Raw genomic sequence first — 20,969 nt, forward strand, 5'->3', positions numbered from 1 at the left:
AACTTTTGCTAATTTTTTATAGCAATCCATCTTTGCTCCTTACATAATGTAAGATGCAGTGGATTAGATAGCTCAACCTCAATGACATTGCGAATAAATTGAGGCAAAAAGAAGCTAACCTCGCTGTACTTAGCTAAGCTTTTATAGCCGATGTTAAAGGTGAACATATCAATACTTGCAACTCGGTAACTTTTTTCCAAATCTAATGTCTCCCCATTTACAAGCACTGAACGTACTTTATTCATAGGCGATGATTGAAGTGAATAGGTTACAGTCATACCATCAACAGCTAGTCTGCCTAGCTGCTCCCCGCGAAATCCGTATCCTTTTAGTTTAAGATCTTGAAATTCACGAAGCAAAGACTGCTCCAATGCTTCCAATAAGTACTTTCCTTTAATTAACATAAGACAAGGATTAATTGGAGATGGACAAATTGCATGAAGCTCAGAAGCGGTTACTGGTCCTTTTGCTAAACCACCTAACAATTGACCTGTATTTACAATGCCAATTTCTGCTTTACACCATTCTTTTAACCCCATGGCAAGTAAATTAGGAAGCGGGGATTCCATATAATTATTGCTTTCTAGCGGCTCCTGTAAATCGACAATAACGCGTGAAAGTTTCTCAACCGCTTCCTTTTTACCAAGCTCAATTTCCATCATAAATGCCTTGTCTTCTTCATACGCCGCTGTTGGAATCACTTCACCGCTCGCTGTATATTTTTGCAATGCTTCATCATATGTGATAATAACCTTGCCCACGTAGGAACCAAACTTTTCTGCCGCACACATTAAACTGCGATTACGCATAACGGGAGGATCGAATAAATGATGGGTATGTGCTCCAAGAATAACGTCTATTTGCGGAAAACGATCAGCAATTTCCTCATCATAACGTATTCCTAAATGCGACAGTAAAACAATAACATCACATTTATCTTGTATTGCTGAAATTTCACGCTCAATCTCTGCAATAGGATCTAATGTTTTCCAACCTAATAATTCATAAAAGTCAGAAAAATTTGCAGTAGCAGCAATGAAGCCAATTGTTATTCCTGCGCGCTCAATAATTGTGGAGCGAGCTAACCAATCCGGCAATTGCCCATCCATCTTCTGTATGTTACAGCAAATCACTTGAAAACTATTATTTCCTCCATAAATAGAGTCCAGTTGCTCACTAGTAAAGGTAAGCCCTTCATTGTTTCCTAACGTAATCACATTGTATGCAGTTGTATTTAATAAGGCTTGATGAAGTTGTCCATCCGTTCCTTCAGTTTCCATACGCGCACGATCCATATGATCTCCAAGATCTACTGCAATTACGTGATCAACACCATATCTTCTACGCCCTTCATTGATAATTGAAGTAATTTTGGCCCCTTGCTCTAGTCTGCTATGTAAATCATTACTATGATAAATTATGACTTTACGCTTCTGCTTCATTATGTTCACCTCGTCTATCAAAGCATACTTCCGCATTATACCCGCCAATTGCAACATTCGACGAGTTATCTAAACAGCTTAAAGTACCGTTCGTTTCCAGGCATGTTAGTCTACCTTTAATTTTAAATAGCTTGTCTTAATGTGTTACAGATATTCATCATTAATAATTAAGTAATCTAACGTTTGTGTCTTCTAAGCTGTTCGATAGTGCCACTTCCCTTCCTTGCTATTGATTAGGATAACATTTTTCGTGTAAATATGGTATGCTAATACTACTTGAACATTACTAAAGTAAGTAGGTATACTATGAAATATATATGGAAAATTCAATTATTTGCCGGACTAGCTCAACGCTTTAATGGAGATATGCTTCAGCTTGAGCTAGATGATCATCAGCTAACATGCGCTAGTCTAAAGCAACAACTTATGGCTCTTTATCCTGAGCAAGCCCATCTGTTAAAAAGCTGCTATGTCGCAGCCAATCAAGCATACTGTCGAGATGAGCAAATCATTCAAGCAGAGGATGAGCTTGCATTGCTGCCGCCAGTATCGGGTGGTCAATCATCTACCAATTTCACACCCTTTAATTCCCAGAATAAACCTAAATTTGTTATAACAAGACAACCAATTGACGTCGAAGCTGTCATGAATAAAGTAATATCACCAGCTTGTGGCGCTACATTATTATTTGTAGGAACTACTCGTGAATTTACAGACGGACTTCGTACTGTAGCGTTATACTATGAAGCTTATGAGCCGATGGCAGTAAAAACGATGGAACAGATTGCTAATGAAATCGCTGAGCGCTGGCCAGGGACAGAAGTTGCTATCACTCATCGTATAGGAAAGGTAGATTTGGCTGAAATAAGTGTTGTTATAGCCGTTGCTGCAGCTAGACGTGCGACATGCTATGAGGCTAGTCGCTACGCCATTGAACGGTTAAAGCAAATTGTGCCAATCTGGAAAAAGGAAATTTGGGAGGATGGCTCAGAATGGAAAGGGCATCAGCTAGGACCTTGGGATCCTACTGCACCGCCACAATGAGCATAAAAACAAAATGAATTTAACATCTTTGAATCGCTATGCTAAACAAATAAAAGTACATTACATAGGTGAAAGTGGTCAGCAGGGGATAGCTAGTACATCCTGTGCGATAATTGGTGCAGGCGCTCTAGGTTCGGCAGCAGCAGAACAGCTTGTGCGAGCAGGAATCGGTTATTTACGTATTATTGACCGAGATTTTGTTGAGCTTAGTAATTTGCATCGACAAACTTTATATACTGAAGAGGATGCTCGCCAGTTAATGCCAAAAGCAATTGCTGCCAGCAATGCACTTAAAGCAATAAATCGTACTGTAAAAATTGATGCTGTTATTGCCAATGTTCACGGCGGTAATATTCACGAATTGCTCCATGATATTGATATTGTTATTGACGGAAGTGACAATTTTACTGTTCGCTATATCCTTAACGATTATTGCGTTTCTATGAATAAAACATGGGTATATGGAGCGGTTACAGCTACAAATGGCACTACAACAACCTTTGTCCCAGGGCAAACCCCTTGCTTCCGTTGCTTATTTCCAGAGCCGCCTGAACCAGGAGCTGCAGATACTTGTGATACAGCCGGCGTCATCGCACCAATCGTTTCCATGATAGCTGCCATTCAAGCTACCGAGGTTATTAAATTTGCAAGCGGCCATAAGGATCAGCTCAATACCAAGCTCATACAACTAGACTGCTGGAGTTTACAGTTTTATAAGCTGAATATTGCCCATGCAGTCAATGACAATTGTCCTTGCTGCAAGGGAAAGCAATTCATTTGGCTTGATAAGGAAGAAGAAACTGAAGCTAGCACACTTTGCGGCCGCAATACGATTCAGCTAGCATTAGCTTCGACACTTCCCTACTCTTTAGATGAATTGGAGCAACGTTTCAAACCTAGTTATCAACTGACACGTAATCGCTATTTACTAAAGCTTCACTATTCCGAAGATATCAATATTATCTTTTTTCCAGATCGCCGCCTAATGGTTCAAGGTACAGAAAATCTATTATATGCCAAAACAATTGCAAACAAATTAATGCAAGTATAAGTTAATAATTGATGATATACGTAACTTGATGTATAATTTTTCTACTATAACAAAGTGTTGGAATACGAATTTTTATAATAACAATCATTCATAACGAGGTGGAATATGCGTATTCACGTTACAGATGTCGTTGAAAATGATATTTTAAAAGATGATGTTTTTAATAATTTTGGCTTACATATTATATCAAAAAATACTGTATTAACTGCTAAAGAGATTAGTCTTCTGCTCCAACACTCCATCGATTATATTGATATATTAGATCGTTCTTCTGTGCTTGATAATAGTGCTCAAGCATTGGATCAACTTGAACGAACGTTAGAATCAACGGCTTCTCCTAAGTGGGTACCGCATATGAAGCCAATTTACAATTCAGTAGTTGATAATATCAAAAATATTTTCGAGACGGCTAGCGTTGAAAATAAGATTAATACTGATGAAGCAACTGCTTCTTTTAATCCTTTACTTGAAAATCTAGTTTTGGAACGCGATGTTGTCTCCCTCTTACTGCTGCTTAACAATAAAGATGATTATACATATCAGCATTCTGTTCAAGTCGGTATGTTATCTTACTACATTGCCAATTGGATTGGCCTACCTGAAAGTGAATCGAATCGAGCAGCTTATGCTGGATTTTTACACGATATTGGCAAATGCAAAATTCCTCTTGAAGTTCTAAACAAACCAGAAAAACTCACCGAAAAAGAATTTGAAACTGTTAAAAAGCATTGTCAATACGGCTATGATATAATTAAAAACTCTACTACAGATGAAATGATTGCATTAGGTGCTCTTCATCATCATGAGCGTTATAACGGCACTGGCTATCCTCACGGTCTTAAAGGTGAAGAAATTTCATTATTTGGTCGAATTATTGCTGTAGCTGATATTTATAGTGCAATGACCTCTGCCCGTATTTATCAGAAAGAACGCGATATGCTGTTTGTCTTGAAAGAAGTTTATCGCTTAAGCTTTACCGATCTAGATCCGGTCATTACACAAACGTTTATTAAGCATATGATACCTAACTTTATTGGCAAAAGAGTTATTCTTAGCGATGGTCGTACTGGAACGATCATAATGACTCATCCTACTGAATTTTTCAGTCCTCTTGTGAAAATTGATTCAGAATTTATTGATTTGTCTATTGATCGTTCACTTGAAATCACACATGTTTATTTCTAACGTCTCCTTTGTATAATTTCAATTAAATCTACAGCACCAGTTGTTTATATACCAAGCAAATGGTGCTGTATTATATTTCATTTTTGTTATTTTATTTGCAAAATATATAGAAAATGGATAGATGTGAGGAGAGAATTTATGAATTTGAATTCAACTTCCGGACCAACACAAGAGAATGTTGGCCAAATTAAAGTCGTTCCTATAGTAATCGCACTCATTATCGGTGCATTTGTATCACTGCTTAATGAAACTTTGCTTGGTAACGCAATGCCTTTGTTAATGCAAGATTTGCAAGTTTCACCAGCTACAATTCAATGGCTTACTACAGCTTATATGCTAGTTATCGGAGTTCTCGTTCCTATTTCCGCGATTTTGCTGCAATGGTGGACTTCTCGTCAAATGTTTTTAATATCAATGACTACCTTTTTAGCTGGAACTATCGTTGCAGCCATTGCGCAAAATTTCGAATTTTTATTAATTGGACGCATAATTCAGGCAGCAGGCACAGGGCTTATGCTCCCACTTATGATGAACACGATGCTTGTTATTTTCCCTCCTGAAAAACGAGGTGGAGCAATGGGCATGATGGGGCTAGTCATTATGTTTGCTCCAGCAATTGGTCCAACACTTTCAGGCATTATTGTCGATCATTTAGATTGGCGCTGGTTATTTTACATCGTTATTCCGTTAACGATCATTTCGATTATTTGCGGAGCGCTTTACATGAAAAATGTAACGGTTGTGACAAAGCCAAAAATTGATTTTCTTTCTGTTATTTTATCCAGCATTGGATTTGGCGGCATTGTTTACGGCTTTAGCGCTTCAGGGGATCACGGCTGGAGCGAGCCATCAGTATATTACACATTAATAGTCGGCAGCATAGCCTTAGTGCTATTTATTATTCGTCAGCTAACTGTAAAACAGCCAATTCTTGATTTGCGAGCATTCCGTTATCCTATGTTTTCATTAGCAATCGTATTGATGTTTATTGTGATGATGTCTATGTTTTCTACAATGATCCTGCTCCCATTGTTCTTACAAACGGTACTATTAATGACTGCGTTCAAATCAGGACTAATTATGCTGCCTGCCTCGATTTTGAATGGCATTATGGCACCTATTACAGGTAGGATGTTTGACCGCTTTGGGGCAAGAATTATCATTATCCCAGGTATCGTAATTATCGCTATTGCAATTTGGTTATTTTCAAATATCAGTTTATCAACGACAACTGGGGAAATTATTACGTATCACATTTTACTAATGATTGGTATTTCCTTAGTTATGATGCCTGTTCAGACGCATGGACTTAATCAGCTTGAGCCAAAGTTTTATCCGCACGGTTCAGCGATTTTTAACACGTTATCGCAAGTTGCAGGGGCAATCGGTACAGCGCTCTTTGTCTCACGAATGAGTAATAGCGCTGCAGAAGAACTTAGTAAGCTTGCTGATCCAACTGAACCGGCACAGATGCTGCAAGCCCAAATTGTTGGCTATCAAGATGCCTTTGAACTTGGCTTTATGCTTGCAATTGTTTCATTAGTATTAGCTTTATTTATTCGAAAATCAAAAAGACCTCAGCAAATGATGGAAACTGGTAAGGCTGTAGAGTAATGCGTATCGCTTGCCTCTGCCATAATATCAATAATTAAAAAACTCCTAAGTTCCTATGATGAAACTTGGGAGTTTTTATTTAACACTTCGTTATTGGGTTTTATATAATTTCCATTCCCCGTCCACTTTTATAAAAATAAAATCCCCGGTATTTTGACTAGAGCCTGTTCTTGAAGAGACATCCATTGTTATTTTAACAATCGCAGCTTCATCTGCAATTTCGTTTAAACTATACTCATCGATGACTGCATTTAATCTTGTATCATCAGTTTCAATTTTATCAACACTAAGTATATATGGTCCTATTAGAGAAAGATCTTCTAAACTAGGATCGTATATAAACTTGAAGTGTGATTGATAGTCGTTATTTTCGATAGTTTTAAATAATGCAATGATCGTTTCTACCAATTCCTCATTTACATCGATAATTTCAAAATTGTCCATCTCAATTTTTCCAGCTCTCTTTTTTATCTCATTACTCCCTTCATCATTTTCAATATTATTCTCATCCCTATTTGATTGTGAGTTAGAAGATAATTGAGCATCATTTTCTAGTACTGAGATTTCATTAGAGTTATTTTTTTCTTCAAGTCGAGTTTCTTCATTCACGTTACTGCAAGCAACACTAAAGCTAAGAAAAACCAAAGCACATACCACTATTAGTTTTTTAATCATTAGATCCCTCCTTTTTATAATTTGACGAAATAAATATGAAAATTGTTCCATTTTTATATTGCGTAATGTTACGCTACATGAAATTATATAGCCAAGGTTAGTTGATATCTTGAAACGATGCGGGGATACATCTTTCAAGACTATTATCCCTTTATATCTAGCCTTTATACTTAAATTTAATTATGAAAGGAGAAAAAAACATGTATATGAATCATTTTAAGGTTCCAAACATTAACTCAACTGGTGTTAATGCAGAAGTTTATGCTTTATCTATTCCTCTAGAAAATATTAAAATTGACTCACTAGGTTCTACTTCGGTATATAATTCTAACTACCATGGTGTAAATGGAACATTTTATGGATCTTCAGGACTTCTTGGTATCGCTATTAACAATAAATCTGTAGTTGTTAGCGGAGGCGATCGAAACGGTACTTCTTCAAATCAAAAAACAAGAAGTACAATGTACTGTCGAATTGATACAGGTGCAGTAGGTGTTACTGCAGTTCACCAAGCAAGCTCTCTTCCGGTAGTGTCAAAAGTTCTATGAAAACTCAATAGGTGTTCGGGTCGTCTCCCATTTGTTGGGTGGAAAGGCCACGCAATCGCTCTTGACAAACACGCCAATGGTTTGACTCTACTTTAACAAGGGCGACGGGGACAAAAAGAAGGCATGCTAAATAGCCCTTGGTTTTTCCATTTTAAACCATTGGCTAGTTCGGTTTGTCAAGAGTTCGCTCCGCCGATTGCTCGTTTTTACTTCGGGCTCTGCTAAACCAAAAAGTTAGGCTGGTTGTTGTTCGTTAATCCATTGTTGTGCTAAAGCGATCAGTTTAGTCCATCTCGCAGGCATATTCGGGAGCTGCAGTAACTCTGGATTAAGCACTGGCACCTTACCTTCTAATGCAGAATGAGGCCTTAAAAAGTTAAAGTAAGCTACAAACAGGGTCACAAAAGAAACAGATCCTTGTTCGGATCCAAACCCGTGTGTTGAACGATAATTGCCTTTAAATGTGCGATTTAGTCTTTCGATAACTTGTTTGAGATGCCTATACTCCGTTGACACAGGATCTTCATTGGTAAGTCCAATAACCTGCTTGATGTCGAACTGAATATCGTGTTGAGCGAAAAAGTGCTGAGCTAAGAGATAAATCGGATTGCCATCCACCACAAATGTAAGATCTTTAGGAATCTCTTTCAGTTTCATTAAGACATCATCAATGGCACGGATTGCTGACACTGTATCCCGATTTGGCGATACTGGGTAAGACAAAATAATCTTTTTTACCGCATCAAAGAAGAAAAACAAGTAATGCCAACGCCCATTCACCTTGATGTAGGTTTCGTCTCCACAGAACTGGTCAGAAAGTTCGTAGGGATAATAATCTACGTAAGGCTTAAGTATTAGGGCAACTGCATTCTCATAATTTAAAATACTTTGATGCGATATGCTTACCCCATGTACATCTTTCATGAGTGCAGCTGTTTTACGGGCCGAAAGTCCATAGTTGACATGATAGGTTAAAATGAGCCCCAAAGTATGTGGCGACGCATACAGCCTGGATAAATCAACCTTGGGCTTTTTGGGGGAAGACTTAGACAATGGCTGAAAATCGATGTGAAACTGCCGGAAAATGTATCTTAACTTAAAGGATTGAGGATCTTTTTTAAACTGTCTCTTCTCTTTCGAAGACATACCATTTAGTTTCTTTTGGTAATAGGGACAATCATTATTTTTACACTTGAACACGTTAAAGTCTTTTCGCTCTTTGATTTTTTCAAGAGTCTTAGAACAATGAGGACACTTTAAAATGGCCTCTTTCAAATAGCGGCTCTTATCATTAAACAGACAGGAACATACCTTACATTGATACTGTCCTTTGCCCCCATTATTGGCATAAAGATAATCCGATGGAGCACCACACTTCGGACAGTTCATAGATTTAGGTACAGTCGTCTTTGCATTCAAACGCCTTTGAACAGGCTTTAGATGTTTACCGTTTTTCTCTAGGTATTCTGTTAGAAGGATTCGATAATCAAGCTTCTGAAGAGTTTCGTTGATCGGAAGATCATCCACCTGAAGCTTACGATATGGTTTATTGATTGGCTCTTCTTTAGGTTTATCAAACATGTTTTTACCGATAAGAAGAGTAAGTAAAGTTTTAATAATTTGATCTTGGTACTTGATAAATTCAAGTAAATAGGTTAATAATTGAGGATACAAACTTGTCACTTCCTAGTTGTTTGGGATTAAGTGTTCGGTGTGGTAACCTTACTTTTAACCTAAAACTATGGGGGTGGCAAGTTTTTTGCTTTCCGAGACTTATATATCAAGGAAAACCCTCAATTATATATATAAAGTTTTTACAATACGTCTCTTCCAGGCGGGGTTAATAATATGAAATGGGCTATCGGTGGATTGGGATTGTTTTTGGATGAAACTCTAACCTTAACACAGTATAACAATAAGCTTAAAAATGATGAGGATTCAGATGGCGTAGGGGGAACAAACGATTACAGACCACGAACGATGATTGGTTATCAGCCAAATGGAAACGGAATTGGAAAACACATGATCATCTTAGCGGTTGCATTCGACTATGACAACCCAACATCAAGTAATAAAGGCATTCGTTTTTATGATGGTCGAATAATTATGAGTAAACTTGGTTGCACGAAAGCTATTCATCTAGATGGAGGTAGTTCTAGCTCGGTTCGAGTAGTAACAAAAGACCAAGATGAGCCTGCTGTTACACATCGTTATCGTGCATCTACTAATGCTCAAAAGTGTATTGTACGTGCTGATTATAGTAGCAATTATTACTTCCACCACCTACCGGTTCCTTCGACAACAGGATTCGTTGATATTTAATCCAACTTGCACTTCGCACATTTTTTCCAAAACTGTACTTACTAGAACCTAACGACAAAAAAAGAACGGCTTAGCAAATCGTTGCAAAGCCGTTCTTTTTGTTTTTACTTTGAATCATAATCAAAGTAAGAATTTCATTTCACACTTCCGCATTCTTTTCATTAGGAAGCAATATGCCAGTCTTTAGCACGTTCTATGCGCCATAGCTGAGCGTAATAGCCATTTGCTGCAAGCAATTGTTCATGCGTGCCGCGCTCGACCACTTGGCCTTTTTTAAGCACAAGTATTTCATCCATATCTACTGTGTCAGCCAAACGATGAGTAATCCATAGCGTCGCTCGCTTCTGCAATTCTTGTTTAATGTTGCTGCGGAATGCAAGCTGTGTTAGATGATCTAGTCCTGTAGCAGGCTCATCAAACAAGATCGCAGGACTTGGCTTAAGCAGGGCTCTCGCCAATGCTAAGCGTTGCCGTTGACCGCCCGACAACTTAGCACCATATTCTCCAATCATCGTTTCATAGCCTTGCGGCAATGACATAATAAATTCATCGATTTCTGCAAGCCGAGCTGCCTCACGTAACTCTTCATCACTTGCCTCACGATTACCAAGTCGTAAATTGTCAGCTACAGTAGCATTAAATAATTGCACCTGCTGAGAAACAACTGCAAATTGGCTGCGCACTTGTTCCTCTGAAAGCTGCTCATAGCTTTGACCGTTAATTGTAATGTAACCTTGCTGGATTGGCGCAAGCTTCAAAATAGCTTGGATTAACGTGCTTTTACCAGCGCCGCTTTCCCCAACTATTGCAATCTGTTTGCCTGTTTGCAAGGTTAGACTAATATCTTGCAAAGCAAGCCTAGCTGCACCTTCATATTGAAAATCTATCCCGCTTAGCTCACAGTTCCAAGTCGACAGTGGCTTAGCTGCTTCGTTTAGTGGTTCAACTTTACTTTGCTGAGCGTTATTTATTGCAGCATTAACTTGTTCGTTAACTCCGTCATGCATTAAATTCTCAGATTCGTCTGCAAGCTGGAATAGTCGATTAGCTGATGCTGTAATTGCAGAGCTCATCGCAAAGGCTTGCGGCAATGGTGCGGCAGCTTCAAAGCTAGCTAATGTAATGAGCAAAATGGCAGGCAGCATGTATGGAGCAATATCTCCATTTACTACTAAAGGAATTGCTATTAATAACATTACCCACATGCCAAGCTGCGTCAGCATTGCCATTAATCCGTTACTAATCGCTTGCCGACGATGCTCCAACGTCTGAAGCTGGTTAAGATCCTGCTGCAAATCAGCAAGCTTCTCTCGCTCTTGAGCTAATTTACCGTATTGCTGTAATGTTGGCAAACCCCGCAATAAGTCTAGACTTTCTTCATAAAGTCTAGTTCTCGCCTGTACAAGTTTACTTCCACTTTGCTTACTAACATAATAGCTGCCATACGGTAATGCAATCCCTGCGATAAGCAGCATTATAAACAAGGCAATCCCTAATGAAAAATGCTGCCAGCTAACAATGCTTACCGCTAGCACAACAGTTAAGCAAAAGACAATAGGCGGAGAAAACAGTCGCAAATAAAAATTTTGTAACTGCTCAATATCACTAATAATCGTACCTAATAAATCTCCACTTCGTCTATTTTTTAATAACGAAGCAGCACGCGGCTCAATTTTTTCATATAGCCACACCCGTAAGCGATGAAGCACTCTGAAAGTCGCATTGTGGGCAGCAAGTCGCTCCAAGTAACGAAGTACAGCACGAGAAATTCCAAAAAATCTAACACCAACAATTGGAATATAAAGCATCAGCACATTTTCAGGTCTTAAGGCTGCCTTAGCTATTAAATAGCCCGACGTTCCCATTAAACCAATATTCGCCGCAATCGTTAAAAACGACATTAATATCGCAATAAATACGATGAGCTTATGCTGTTTAAAAAATTGCATTAGACGACGACTTGCCTTTAGCAGCATAAGGAAATTAAAGCTTGCTGTTTGCCGAACAGTATTCTCTCTTATGACAACCTGCTCCTGCTCAGCTTCGCCTCGAAAGCCGCTCTCCGCACTAGCCGTTTTACTCAAGCTGCTTGAAGCTGTTGAAGTAGCTTCTGTAGCAAACATAGAATGATAAGCTTCTTCATGCAAGGTTGCAGCTTCGTTACCTGACTGACGGAACGCAGCTCCGCTAGTCTGCTTAAAGCTCGCATCAAGTGAATTATTTGTATTCGCATGTTGAGTATTATCATTACTGCTGTTCATTGCCTCTAGCATCGAAGCAAATTTACCGCTGCTTGCGGCAAGCTCCTGTGGCGTTCCCGCTTCAACAATTTTTCCTTCATGCAGAACAATTATTTTATCTACTGCTGCTATTGTTTGCAAATGATGGGCAACAATAATTGCACTTTTCCCTTTTATCCATTTGGCAATATTACGAGTAACAATCGCTTCGTTGTAAACATCAAGTCCACTCGTCGCCTCATCAAGCATAACAACCGACGAGTTTGGTCGAAGCATTGCTCGTGCCAACACAAGTCGCTGCTTCTGTCCTCCTGATAACACAATATTTTCCGTTAATACCGTATCCAGTCCATGAGGAAGCTGTGCAACAAAGTTATGAGCCTCTGCATGACGCAAAGCATTCCATATCATTTCATCCGTTATATCTTCTAACCCTAATGTGATATTCTCTCTAACACTACCATGAAATAAATGAACAGACTGTGCTACTGTTGTAAGCTGCTGTCGCCACTCTTTTATAGACAGCTCTTGTAATGGAATACCGTTCACATAAATTGTGCCACTTGTTGGCTTAATAAAGCCCTGCAGGAGGTCAAGGATTGTGCTTTTCCCTGCACCGGTTGCTCCGACAATCGCTAGTGTTTCCCCTGCCTCCAGCTTAAATGAAATATTATCAAGTGCGGGCTTACTATATCCTTTATGCTGTAAAGTAACTCTGTCAAATTGAATAGTAAAGCCGACTTGCTTATTAGGTTGTACTTTAAGTGCATCAGCTCGCTCAACAAGTCCTTGCGGTTCAGCATCAAAGATTTGAAAAATACGTGTAGCTGCTGATGCACCGTTCATACCAGAGTGAAACTGCGTACCTAGCGCTCGAATTGGCGCATAAAACTCAGGTGTGAGCAATAAAATTAAAAACGCATGATAAAATTCTAGTTGTCCTTCAATTAAGCGTAAACCAAGAAAGACAGCAATAATTGCTGTGCTTATCGTGGCGAAAAGCTCCATAACAAAGGCTGATAAAAAGGCTAATCTCAGCGTTGCCATCGTCGAAATACGGTGCTGCTCGCTTATGCTGCCAATAATCTTAATTTGTTCCTTAGAACGATTGAACATTTTTAGTGTCTCGATTCCTCGTAATACCTCTTGAAAATGTCCTCCTAATCGACCTAGCAGCTTATACTGACGATCAGTGCGAGCCTTCGTAAACTTGCCGATTAATATCATAAATAAAATAAGAAGCGGCAAGGTGACAGCATAAATAAGTGCAGATAGCCCATCCTGTCCAAGCACAACAATAAATACAGCAAATGGCACAAACATCGACAACGCAATTTGCGGAACATATTTAGCCAAGTAATTTTCAAGCTGCTCGACACCTTCATATAACGTAGATACTAATTCACCGTTACGTTCGCCCTTGCTATATTGTGGACCGAGCTCAGCTAACTTGTCGATAAGACGCAGCCGCAAATCAGTTTTAATTCCTTGAGCCAGCTTTGCTGAAGTATAGTCACTCAGCATATGCAGCAATCCGCGCAGTACAATTATTCCAAGCAGAATTATTAATAGTACTTTAACTTTTGCCAAATTAGCTCCTTGCAAAAATACGCGATTAACTATATTTGCTACATAATAGGCCTCAGCAATTAGTACAAGACCGCCAATACAGCCGAATAAAATGCTAATGAGCAACAGTTTGCGACTGTTCTGCACCTGCTGAAATAGCCTTTTCATCATAAGCCATCATCCTTAATAATCTAAATGATCCTCCGCCGTAACACGTTTACGGAATACCCAATAGTTCCAAGCTTGATAAGCTAAAACGATCGGAACGAAGGTACATGCAACGATCGTCATGACTTTCAACGTATAAGGATTGGAAGCTGTATTATGAATGGTTAAGTTCCAATCAGGATTTAACGAAGAAATCATTACGTTCGGATACAAGCACATAAATACTGTAATTGTTGAAAGTACAATTGTAGCACCTGTCATAATAAATGCCCAACCTGATTTACCAGCTTTAATAAAGAAATGTACAGAAAGCAGAGCAAAGCCGGCTAAGATCGGAATTGAACCAGGGTTAACCCCTTTACCAGTAAACATATCAGTTTGGAAATAGCTTAGTACGACGAAAATTAATAACACCGCACTAGTCCATTTACCGATACGCAGAGCAAATGCATCTGCACGCTCTTTAATAACACCGCTAGTTTTCAGGCTAAGGAACAATGCTCCATGCAATAAGAACAATAGAACAATTGCTACACCTGCCAGCACAGAATAAACCGAAATTAAATCCCAGAACGAACCTACATAGTTTTGATTTGCATCAATAGGAACACCGCGCATTAGATTTGCCAGTGCCACACCCCAAAGTAGCGGCGGCAACAAGCTGCCAAAGAAAATAACCCAATCCCATGTATTTCTCCATTTTGGACTTTCAAGTTTACTGCGAAATTCAAATGCTACCCCACGACCGATTAATGCAAGCAGCATTAAAAACAATGCCATGTAAAATCCACTAAACAATGAGGCATACCAGTTAGGAAAGGCAGCAAACATTGCACCGCCCGCAGTAATCAGCCATACCTCATTACCATCCCAGAAAGGACCAATTGTGTTAATGATAACTCGACGTTCAGTGTCGGTTTTTCCAAGGAATCTAGCGAGCATGCCGACGCCAAAGTCAAAGCCCTCCAGGAAAAAGAAGCCGACAAATAGTACAGCAATTAAGCTAAACCATACCGATTCAAGCATTATTTTCCCTCCTCTAAATCGCTGGAATATGATCTACTTGATCTTGCGGTTTGCTGTGAATATCGTGGTCGTTTGTATCAATGCCTTTACGCACAAAATGAACAACCAAATAAACAAAGACCGCAGCCAGTATACCATAAACTAATGTAAATCCAATTAAGCTTGTTGCGACTGTTCCAGCACTTACATTCGGAGATACACCATCCGCAGTATGCTGTAAACCAAATACAATCCATGGCTGACGTCCAACCTCAGTCATAATCCATCCTGCAGTATTTGCGATATATGGCAAGGAAATAGCCGGAATAAGCAGTTTCAATAAGAATGAACGTTTATCCAGTTTGTTACGAATTACATATAACGTTCCTAGAGCGCCAAGCAAAATCATCAACATACCTGCAGCAACCATAATGCGGAAGCTCCAATAAGTTGTTTTTACTGGTGGAATATAGTCACCTTCACCATATTGCTGTTCATATTGCTCTTGCAGCTCTAACATACCAGGTACGCTACCGCTTAAGCTGTTGTAAGATAAAATACTTAGCAAGTATGGAATTTCAACGTTAAATGTATTTTTTTGATTTTTTGTATCAATAGCTGCGATAAGCGACCAAGGGGCATGTTCACCAGTTGATTCCCACAACGCTTCAGCAGCAGCCATTTTCATTGGCTGTGTTTTTACAAGATGTTGGGATTGAGTATGACCTGCTGTTGCAGTTAGAATACTCGAAATTAATGCAACAATAATTGAAATTTGGAACGACTTCTTAAACAGGTCAACTTGTTTTTTACGCAGCAATTTATATGCTGAGATACCTGCAATAAAGAACGAACCAGTAGCAAATGCCGCATAAATAACATGCGGAAACTCAACCCATAGCTGTGGGTTGCCAAGTAAAGCAAAGAAGTCTGTCATCTCAGCTCGGCCATTTTTAATTTCAAAGCCTACAGGCTCCTGCATAAAGGAGTTCGCGCTCAAAATCCATAGCGCAGATAATGTTGCAGCGATAGCTACTAACCAAATACTTAACAAATGAACTTTTTTCGGCAAACGATCCCAACCGAAAATCCAAATTCCTAAAAATGTTGATTCTAGGAAGAAAGACACTAAAGCTTCAACTGCCAGTGGTCCGCCAAACACTGCACCAACAAATCTTGAATAGTCGGCCCAGTTCATACCGAATTGAAACTCCTGCATAATTCCAGTTACGATTCCGACAGCAAAGTTGAGCAGGAACAACTTGCCCCAAAATTTCGCTAAATGTTTGTACGATTCATCATTTTTCATTACGTACATCGTCTGCATAAATGCTATTAAGTATGCAAGACCAACGGATAGTGGAACGAAAATAAAGTGATACACAGTTGTTATTCCAAACTGCCATCTTGATAAATCTAATGCATCCACATTTATCTCCCCTTTCATAGCTCATAGTATAGCTCTTTAAACAAAAGATAAATGTGATTTTTTTCACAGTATTCATTCTTATTCAAAACGAGATTGTGACAATTCAGCAAAAATAAATAAACCACTTTATACTGAACGTGTGAAAAATCTCTCATTCAGTATTCAAGTGGTTTATTGATCTCGTTAACACAGTGAGTCACTACTAAATCAATATTTAAAATACTTTTGATAAAAGTCCATATAGTTTAAGGTGCAAATTTGCAAACTGTGGTACATATTACGAACGATTAAAAATAATTAGCTTGGTTTCACACATTTCCTCTACTGCATATTTAATTCCTTCACGGCCAATACCGCTAGACTTCCAGCCGCCATATGGCATATGATCAAGTCTGAATGTTGGAATATCATTAATAAGGACACCGCCTACCTCCAACTTATCACTTGCATCTAGCGCTGTTTCCAGCTTATTGGTGTAAATTCCAGCCTGCAATCCGAACTCGGAATCGTTCACTAATTGGATTGCACGTTCAATGCTTGGAACAGCATTTATGCTTACGACTGGAGCAAAAACTTCTTGACGGATCACCTTTGCCGATTCGGGTACTTGCACAAGTACAGTTGGCAAAAGTATGCCCTGCTCAACATATCCACCTAACGCAAGCTTTGCTCCCTGTTCGATCGCTTCTTCAATCCACTGCACTGCTCTATCTCGGGCAGCCGGTTGAATCATAACCGAAACATCCGTTTCCGGATGCAGAGGATCGCCTGTCACAAGACGACTTGCTTGAGCAATAAATTGCTCAACAAAAGATTCAAAAATATCCTCCATCACATAGATGCGCTGCAAAGAAATGCACACTTGCCCTTGGTTCGTAAATGCGCCAGTTACACAGCGAGCAGCTACTTTTTCAATATTAACATCATTGTCGATAATAACTGCGGAGTTAGAGCCTAACTCTAATGTTACACGCTTTAAGCGAGCATTGCTTCTAACCTGCTCCCCTACATAAGGACTTCCTGTAAAAGTAACATAATTAACTCGATCGTCCTTTACAATATATTCGCCCAGCTCTTTACCTTTACCAGAGATTACATTTAATGCTCCATCTGGCAAACCCGCTTCTTTAAATAATGCGGCAATATAATACGCCGACAAAGGAGTTTGATCTGCAGGCTTCAACACAATACTATTACCTGCTGCAATTGCTGGACCTAATTTATGAGCAACTAGATTCATTGGGAAATTAAACGGTGTAATCGCAGCAACAACTCCTACAGGCTCTTTACGAGTATACGCGATTCGTCCTTCGCCACCAGGTACACTATCTAATGGTAAAGTTTCTCCATATATTCGCTTTGCTTCTTCGGCCGCTAATTTAAATGTTGTAACCGTTCGATCAATCTCAGCGTAAGCTGCCTTTATTGGCTTAGCTGCTTCTTGGGCGATTAATTGTGCTGCTTCATCTTTACGCTCAGCAAGCAAGCTGCTTACGTTTTCTAAAATGCTGCTGCGACGATAAGCAGATAACTTACGCATAACAGCTTTTGCTTTCACAGCAGCCGCAATCGCTTGATCAGCTTGTGTTAGGGATGCGCCTGCTACATCCGCAAGCTTCTTTCCAGAGTATGGAGCGTACAACTCTGTTTCATAATGACCTTCAACCCATTGCCCATTAATAAATAGTAGCTGTCTCATCTTATTCTCCTCTAGCTTCACTCACAAATGATCTTAATAACATATTGTAATCATCATCCCGCATATAATTCGTAATTCCACTTAATGCAGCTGCTAAATTATCAGAAACCATGCGAATCGCACGAAAATGACCATTTATCTCTTGCTTAGATAAAAACTCAACAACAAGCGTCCTAGGAGAGTTACCAGCTTCATGCCGAAAAAGTTCAATTTCTCTAACTCCCATTACTTCAAGCTTGCTAATGCTAAATTTACTCAAATGCCAAGGTGCTATATCAATAAATTTACGATTAGCGGAATCGTAAAAACGTACTCCTTTTAGTTCTCCTTTATACTTCAATAACCCAACAACTAACGTATTGTTATGCAACTTTTGCAGCAAAGATATTTCCATTAGTTTATCTTGTTTTGAAGCATCAGCGAATCCAAACGGATCATTTTTAGGCTTTATCACTTTTTCACTGAAATTGCGATCATGATCACGATATTTAAATCCACTGCCTTTTTTGTCTCTCATTATATAACCACCCTTAAACCTATTACATTATCGTAAATTATTATTAAATCTATCATATGATTTTTAGCAGTAGGTTACAATTGATACTTTAAATTTTTCTTTAATCAATTCCTTTTCTTACAAAAAAAGCCACTTCGCTTATCGAAGTGGCGTAGTGAGTGTTTCTCTAATGTTTTGAATCAGTTCTCGGAATTCATCCATTAAATTATTTAGACGATTTCCTGCATTTTTTGTTAACGAATTATCCTCTATTCGTTGAGCGTTGTCTGCATTTAAAGTACGCAATCGATCGTAGCTGCCTTTTCGTGCTGTCACTTGCACCTCATAGCCAGCATATTGCTGTTGGAGCATTTTTTGCACATTATTTACGACAGCATCACGTCTGCCTGGATTAGTGACATCAAGTCCGACAATGATTCTTTTATTATTTATAATAACTGTAGCATCGTTTACCCCTTGAACTTGACGAATTTTATTCATAACTTCCTTCTGTCGCTCATTCATTGCTTGTCCATTCATCATTAAATCGTACACATTATGATTTCTGATTGTAGAGGTATTATTTGTCTTATTTAGGCTTTGGACTGTTCTTCCTTGCTGATTGTTTAGCTCTTTATCACTGCGACTGTTACTAATCATACCTTTACCTTTTACAACCTTTTTATTTTGCTGCTGATGCAGCATGATATTATCCGTTTCAACACGATTAGTGCCTACATGATTGGCATTAGGACGATTTGTCAGCAATGGCTCGCTTGGGGTAAATTGCGGATCTACATTGCTGCTGTAATAATAGTCATGCCCTTCATTCTTTTCACTGGCGCAGGCTGTCATAGTTAGCAGCATTACCGCAGATACAATTGCTGCTGAAATTCGTCGATACTGTTTCAAATCCCTTCACCTCCCTGCTAATTAAGTTGTTCAGAATACAGGAGGTCTATTCTTTATAAAAAATGGTCTGTATGAAATACATATTCAACTTAAAACTGGACAACTTAATAATTGTGCGACATTGGACAATTTATAAAATTTAAGGGAGACAACACGATATGTATTTCTACAAAGAAGATTTAATTAATATGATTGTGCCAGACAAGCCCGATCCCGCAGCAGCAAAAGTGTTGCAAGAAGCGCTCGGCGGCCAATTTGGCGAAATGAGAACAATGATGCAATTCTTTTTCCAAAGCTCTAATTTTCGCGGTAAAGATAAGAAATATCGCGATTTGATTCGTGCTGTATTTCTTGAAGAAATTGCCCACGTCGAGCTTGTGCAAAATACTATTAATCAACTGTTAAATGGTGCTGGTGATTCATCAGTCGGCAGCGGAGGAGTCGATAAAGCACCGCTCGATGAAGCAGTAAAACATGCAAACCCTCATCACTTCATTATGGGCGCCCAAAGCTCTATTCCAGTCGATGCAGGCGGCAATCCATGGAATGGCTCTTGGGTTTATTGTCACGGTAATCTTGTAGCCGACCTGTTAAATAACGTCGTCTTGGAATCGACAGGCGTACTGCAAAAATCTCGAATTTATGAAATGAGCTCGAACAAAGCTTTCCGTGAAACTTTAGCCTTCCTCATTGTTCGTGATAACGCCCATCAAAATGCATTTGCCAAAGCGCTTGAATCGCTTGGTGTAAACTGGGGAAAATTATTCCCTGTGCCAAATTACGATATTAACAAATATCCAGAGTGTAAAAAATTTGTGGATATGGGCTTCCATAATGCATTGTTCAATTTCCGACTTGATCAGGATTTAACTGAAGAAATCTTTAGAGGACAAACACCAAGCCGCAACGGGGGAGAACTTAAAATTGCTCAACCACCGCAAGGTTATCCTGTTCCAACATGGCCGGAAATGCCTAATGAGCATAGCCCTGGTCTGCAAGATTTACTTAACTAAACGAAGATTTATCTGGCTAAGCATAGAAAGGAGAATAGATAATGGGAATTTTATCAGGAAATCCGAAAGAGCAACCTTTGCATTATGGTGAGGTTTATGGTCTTTGGATGACTTCTTGGGGTGCAAAAGGGGCAGTTTCTTGTTATCAACTATACCTTAATCACGCAGGCGATAACGACCTAAAAAAGATCATTAACGATTTGCTGGAGCAGGCAAAGCTTGAAATTAAGGAAGTCGATGCAATATTGCTTGAGAACGGAATTGCTCCGCCTCCAGCGATGCCTGAACGTCCTGCTGTGGAGCTCGACGATATTCCAATTGGTGCTCGCTTTAGCGATGCAGAAATTGCGGCTAAGCTTGCCGTTGAAACATCAGCTTCACTTACTGCCTGCAGTACTGCAATGGGACAAGCCATTCGCGAGGATATTGGCGCACTTTATGCCAAATACCATGTGGAGATGACTACTCTTGGCCTTCGTATTTTAGAAATGAGCAAGGAAAAAGGCTGGTTGCTCCCTCCGCCATTGCATGTTCAAGGAAGTAAGGATGAATAGAGA

At 39.2% G+C, this 20,969-nt stretch carries 17 protein-coding genes; 8 read left to right on the forward strand and 9 right to left on the reverse strand.

Annotation, left to right across the window (positions count from 1 at the left end; all coding sequences use genetic code 11):
• Nucleotides 1–8: 8 nt before the first annotated feature.
• A complete protein-coding gene (locus AC2TDL_RS02145; RefSeq protein WP_484698448.1) occupies nt 9–1,442 on the reverse strand; it encodes a bifunctional metallophosphatase/5'-nucleotidase in 1,434 nt (477 codons plus the stop codon).
• Nucleotides 1,443–1,748: 306 nt separating this feature from the next.
• On the opposite strand from AC2TDL_RS02145, the gene AC2TDL_RS02150 reads away from it, so the two are divergent.
• The 4 genes from AC2TDL_RS02150 (at nt 1,749) to AC2TDL_RS02165 (ending at nt 6,336) form a co-directional block, all read left to right on the forward strand.
• Nucleotides 1,749–2,486 carry a molybdenum cofactor biosynthesis protein MoaE gene (locus tag AC2TDL_RS02150; RefSeq protein WP_484698450.1) on the forward strand — a complete coding sequence of 246 codons (738 nt, stop codon included), beginning with the start codon at nt 1,749–1,751 and terminating at the stop codon, nt 2,484–2,486.
• A 13-nt stretch (nt 2,487–2,499) separates the two neighbouring features.
• Nucleotides 2,500–3,537, forward strand: coding sequence for a ThiF family adenylyltransferase (locus tag AC2TDL_RS02155; protein WP_484698452.1), 1,038 nt, complete (start codon nt 2,500–2,502; stop codon nt 3,535–3,537).
• Nucleotides 3,538–3,642: 105 nt separating this feature from the next.
• The gene (locus AC2TDL_RS02160; protein WP_484698453.1) at nt 3,643–4,722 is read left to right on the forward strand and encodes an HD-GYP domain-containing protein; all 1,080 of its coding nucleotides are present in this window, start codon (nt 3,643–3,645) and stop codon (nt 4,720–4,722) included.
• 138 nt (nt 4,723–4,860) lie between these two features.
• Nucleotides 4,861–6,336 (forward strand): DHA2 family efflux MFS transporter permease subunit, encoded by a 1,476-nt coding sequence (locus AC2TDL_RS02165; RefSeq protein ID WP_484698455.1) that lies wholly within the window; start codon nt 4,861–4,863, stop codon nt 6,334–6,336.
• A 90-nt stretch (nt 6,337–6,426) separates the two neighbouring features.
• Here the strand turns inward: AC2TDL_RS02165 and AC2TDL_RS02170 are convergent, their stop codons facing one another.
• The gene (locus tag AC2TDL_RS02170; RefSeq protein WP_484698456.1) at nt 6,427–7,011 is read right to left on the reverse strand and encodes a hypothetical protein; all 585 of its coding nucleotides are present in this window, start codon (nt 7,009–7,011) and stop codon (nt 6,427–6,429) included.
• Between the two features lie 200 nt (nt 7,012–7,211).
• Between AC2TDL_RS02170 and AC2TDL_RS02175 the strand changes: the two genes are divergently transcribed.
• Nucleotides 7,212–7,559: a hypothetical protein gene (locus tag AC2TDL_RS02175; RefSeq protein ID WP_484698458.1), complete on the forward strand. Its 348-nt coding sequence runs from the start codon at nt 7,212–7,214 to the stop codon at nt 7,557–7,559.
• A 234-nt stretch (nt 7,560–7,793) separates the two neighbouring features.
• Here the strand turns inward: AC2TDL_RS02175 and AC2TDL_RS02180 are convergent, their stop codons facing one another.
• On the reverse strand, nt 7,794–9,233 hold the full coding sequence (locus tag AC2TDL_RS02180) for an IS6 family transposase (protein WP_484696056.1): 1,440 nt from the start codon (nt 9,231–9,233) through the stop codon (nt 7,794–7,796).
• Between the two features lie 174 nt (nt 9,234–9,407).
• Here AC2TDL_RS02180 and AC2TDL_RS02185 point away from each other — a divergent pair, with 174 nt between their 5' ends.
• Complete coding sequence (locus AC2TDL_RS02185) at nt 9,408–9,881, forward strand: phosphodiester glycosidase family protein (RefSeq protein WP_484698459.1); 474 nt, start codon at nt 9,408–9,410, stop codon at nt 9,879–9,881.
• Between the two features lie 161 nt (nt 9,882–10,042).
• On the opposite strand, the gene cydD is transcribed toward AC2TDL_RS02185, so the two are convergent.
• The 6 genes from cydD to AC2TDL_RS02215 form a co-directional block, all read right to left on the reverse strand.
• The gene (cydD, locus tag AC2TDL_RS02190) at nt 10,043–13,861 is read right to left on the reverse strand and encodes a thiol reductant ABC exporter subunit CydD (protein WP_484698460.1); all 3,819 of its coding nucleotides are present in this window, start codon (nt 13,859–13,861) and stop codon (nt 10,043–10,045) included.
• A gap of 12 nt (nt 13,862–13,873) precedes the next feature.
• Nucleotides 13,874–14,884 carry a cytochrome d ubiquinol oxidase subunit II gene (cydB, locus tag AC2TDL_RS02195; RefSeq protein ID WP_484698461.1) on the reverse strand — a complete coding sequence of 337 codons (1,011 nt, stop codon included), beginning with the start codon at nt 14,882–14,884 and terminating at the stop codon, nt 13,874–13,876.
• A 13-nt stretch (nt 14,885–14,897) separates the two neighbouring features.
• Nucleotides 14,898–16,292, reverse strand: coding sequence for a cytochrome ubiquinol oxidase subunit I (locus AC2TDL_RS02200; protein WP_484698463.1), 1,395 nt, complete (start codon nt 16,290–16,292; stop codon nt 14,898–14,900).
• 277 nt (nt 16,293–16,569) lie between these two features.
• Nucleotides 16,570–17,991, reverse strand: a complete 1,422-nt coding sequence (locus tag AC2TDL_RS02205; RefSeq protein ID WP_484698465.1) for an aldehyde dehydrogenase family protein — start codon at nt 17,989–17,991, stop codon at nt 16,570–16,572.
• Nucleotide 17,992: 1 nt separating this feature from the next.
• The gene (locus AC2TDL_RS02210) at nt 17,993–18,508 is read right to left on the reverse strand and encodes a hypothetical protein (RefSeq protein WP_484698468.1); all 516 of its coding nucleotides are present in this window, start codon (nt 18,506–18,508) and stop codon (nt 17,993–17,995) included.
• 138 nt (nt 18,509–18,646) lie between these two features.
• Nucleotides 18,647–19,399: a YhcN/YlaJ family sporulation lipoprotein gene (locus AC2TDL_RS02215; RefSeq protein ID WP_484698470.1), complete on the reverse strand. Its 753-nt coding sequence runs from the start codon at nt 19,397–19,399 to the stop codon at nt 18,647–18,649.
• Nucleotides 19,400–19,557: 158 nt separating this feature from the next.
• Between AC2TDL_RS02215 and AC2TDL_RS02220 the strand changes: the two genes are divergently transcribed.
• Nucleotides 19,558–20,412, forward strand: coding sequence for a manganese catalase family protein (locus tag AC2TDL_RS02220; RefSeq protein ID WP_484698471.1), 855 nt, complete (start codon nt 19,558–19,560; stop codon nt 20,410–20,412).
• 41 nt (nt 20,413–20,453) lie between these two features.
• Entirely contained in the window at nt 20,454–20,966 is a 513-nt protein-coding gene (locus AC2TDL_RS02225; protein ID WP_484698472.1) for a DUF3231 family protein, read from the forward strand.
• The last annotated feature ends 3 nt before the right edge of the window (nt 20,967–20,969 follow it).

This window comes from Paenibacillus sp. plas6 (assembly GCF_057221655.1).

Coding starts and splice junctions, on each gene's coding strand:
- AC2TDL_RS02175 (WP_484698458.1), top strand. CDS start 7,212: ATGTATATGAATCATTTTAAGGTTCCAAACATTAACTCAACTGGTGTT.
- AC2TDL_RS02225 (WP_484698472.1), top strand. CDS start 20,454: ATGGGAATTTTATCAGGAAATCCGAAAGAGCAACCTTTGCATTATGGT.
- AC2TDL_RS02165 (WP_484698455.1), top strand. CDS start 4,861: ATGAATTTGAATTCAACTTCCGGACCAACACAAGAGAATGTTGGCCAA.
- AC2TDL_RS02155 (WP_484698452.1), top strand. CDS start 2,500: ATGAATTTAACATCTTTGAATCGCTATGCTAAACAAATAAAAGTACAT.
- AC2TDL_RS02205 (WP_484698465.1), bottom strand. CDS start 17,991: ATGAGACAGCTACTATTTATTAATGGGCAATGGGTTGAAGGTCATTAT.
- AC2TDL_RS02185 (WP_484698459.1), top strand. CDS start 9,408: ATGAAATGGGCTATCGGTGGATTGGGATTGTTTTTGGATGAAACTCTA.
- AC2TDL_RS02150 (WP_484698450.1), top strand. CDS start 1,749: ATGAAATATATATGGAAAATTCAATTATTTGCCGGACTAGCTCAACGC.
- AC2TDL_RS02210 (WP_484698468.1), bottom strand. CDS start 18,508: ATGAGAGACAAAAAAGGCAGTGGATTTAAATATCGTGATCATGATCGC.
- AC2TDL_RS02160 (WP_484698453.1), top strand. CDS start 3,643: ATGCGTATTCACGTTACAGATGTCGTTGAAAATGATATTTTAAAAGAT.
- cydB (WP_484698461.1), bottom strand. CDS start 14,884: ATGCTTGAATCGGTATGGTTTAGCTTAATTGCTGTACTATTTGTCGGC.
- cydD (WP_484698460.1), bottom strand. CDS start 13,861: ATGATGAAAAGGCTATTTCAGCAGGTGCAGAACAGTCGCAAACTGTTG.
- AC2TDL_RS02170 (WP_484698456.1), bottom strand. CDS start 7,011: ATGATTAAAAAACTAATAGTGGTATGTGCTTTGGTTTTTCTTAGCTTT.
- AC2TDL_RS02220 (WP_484698471.1), top strand. CDS start 19,558: ATGTATTTCTACAAAGAAGATTTAATTAATATGATTGTGCCAGACAAG.
- AC2TDL_RS02145 (WP_484698448.1), bottom strand. CDS start 1,442: ATGAAGCAGAAGCGTAAAGTCATAATTTATCATAGTAATGATTTACAT.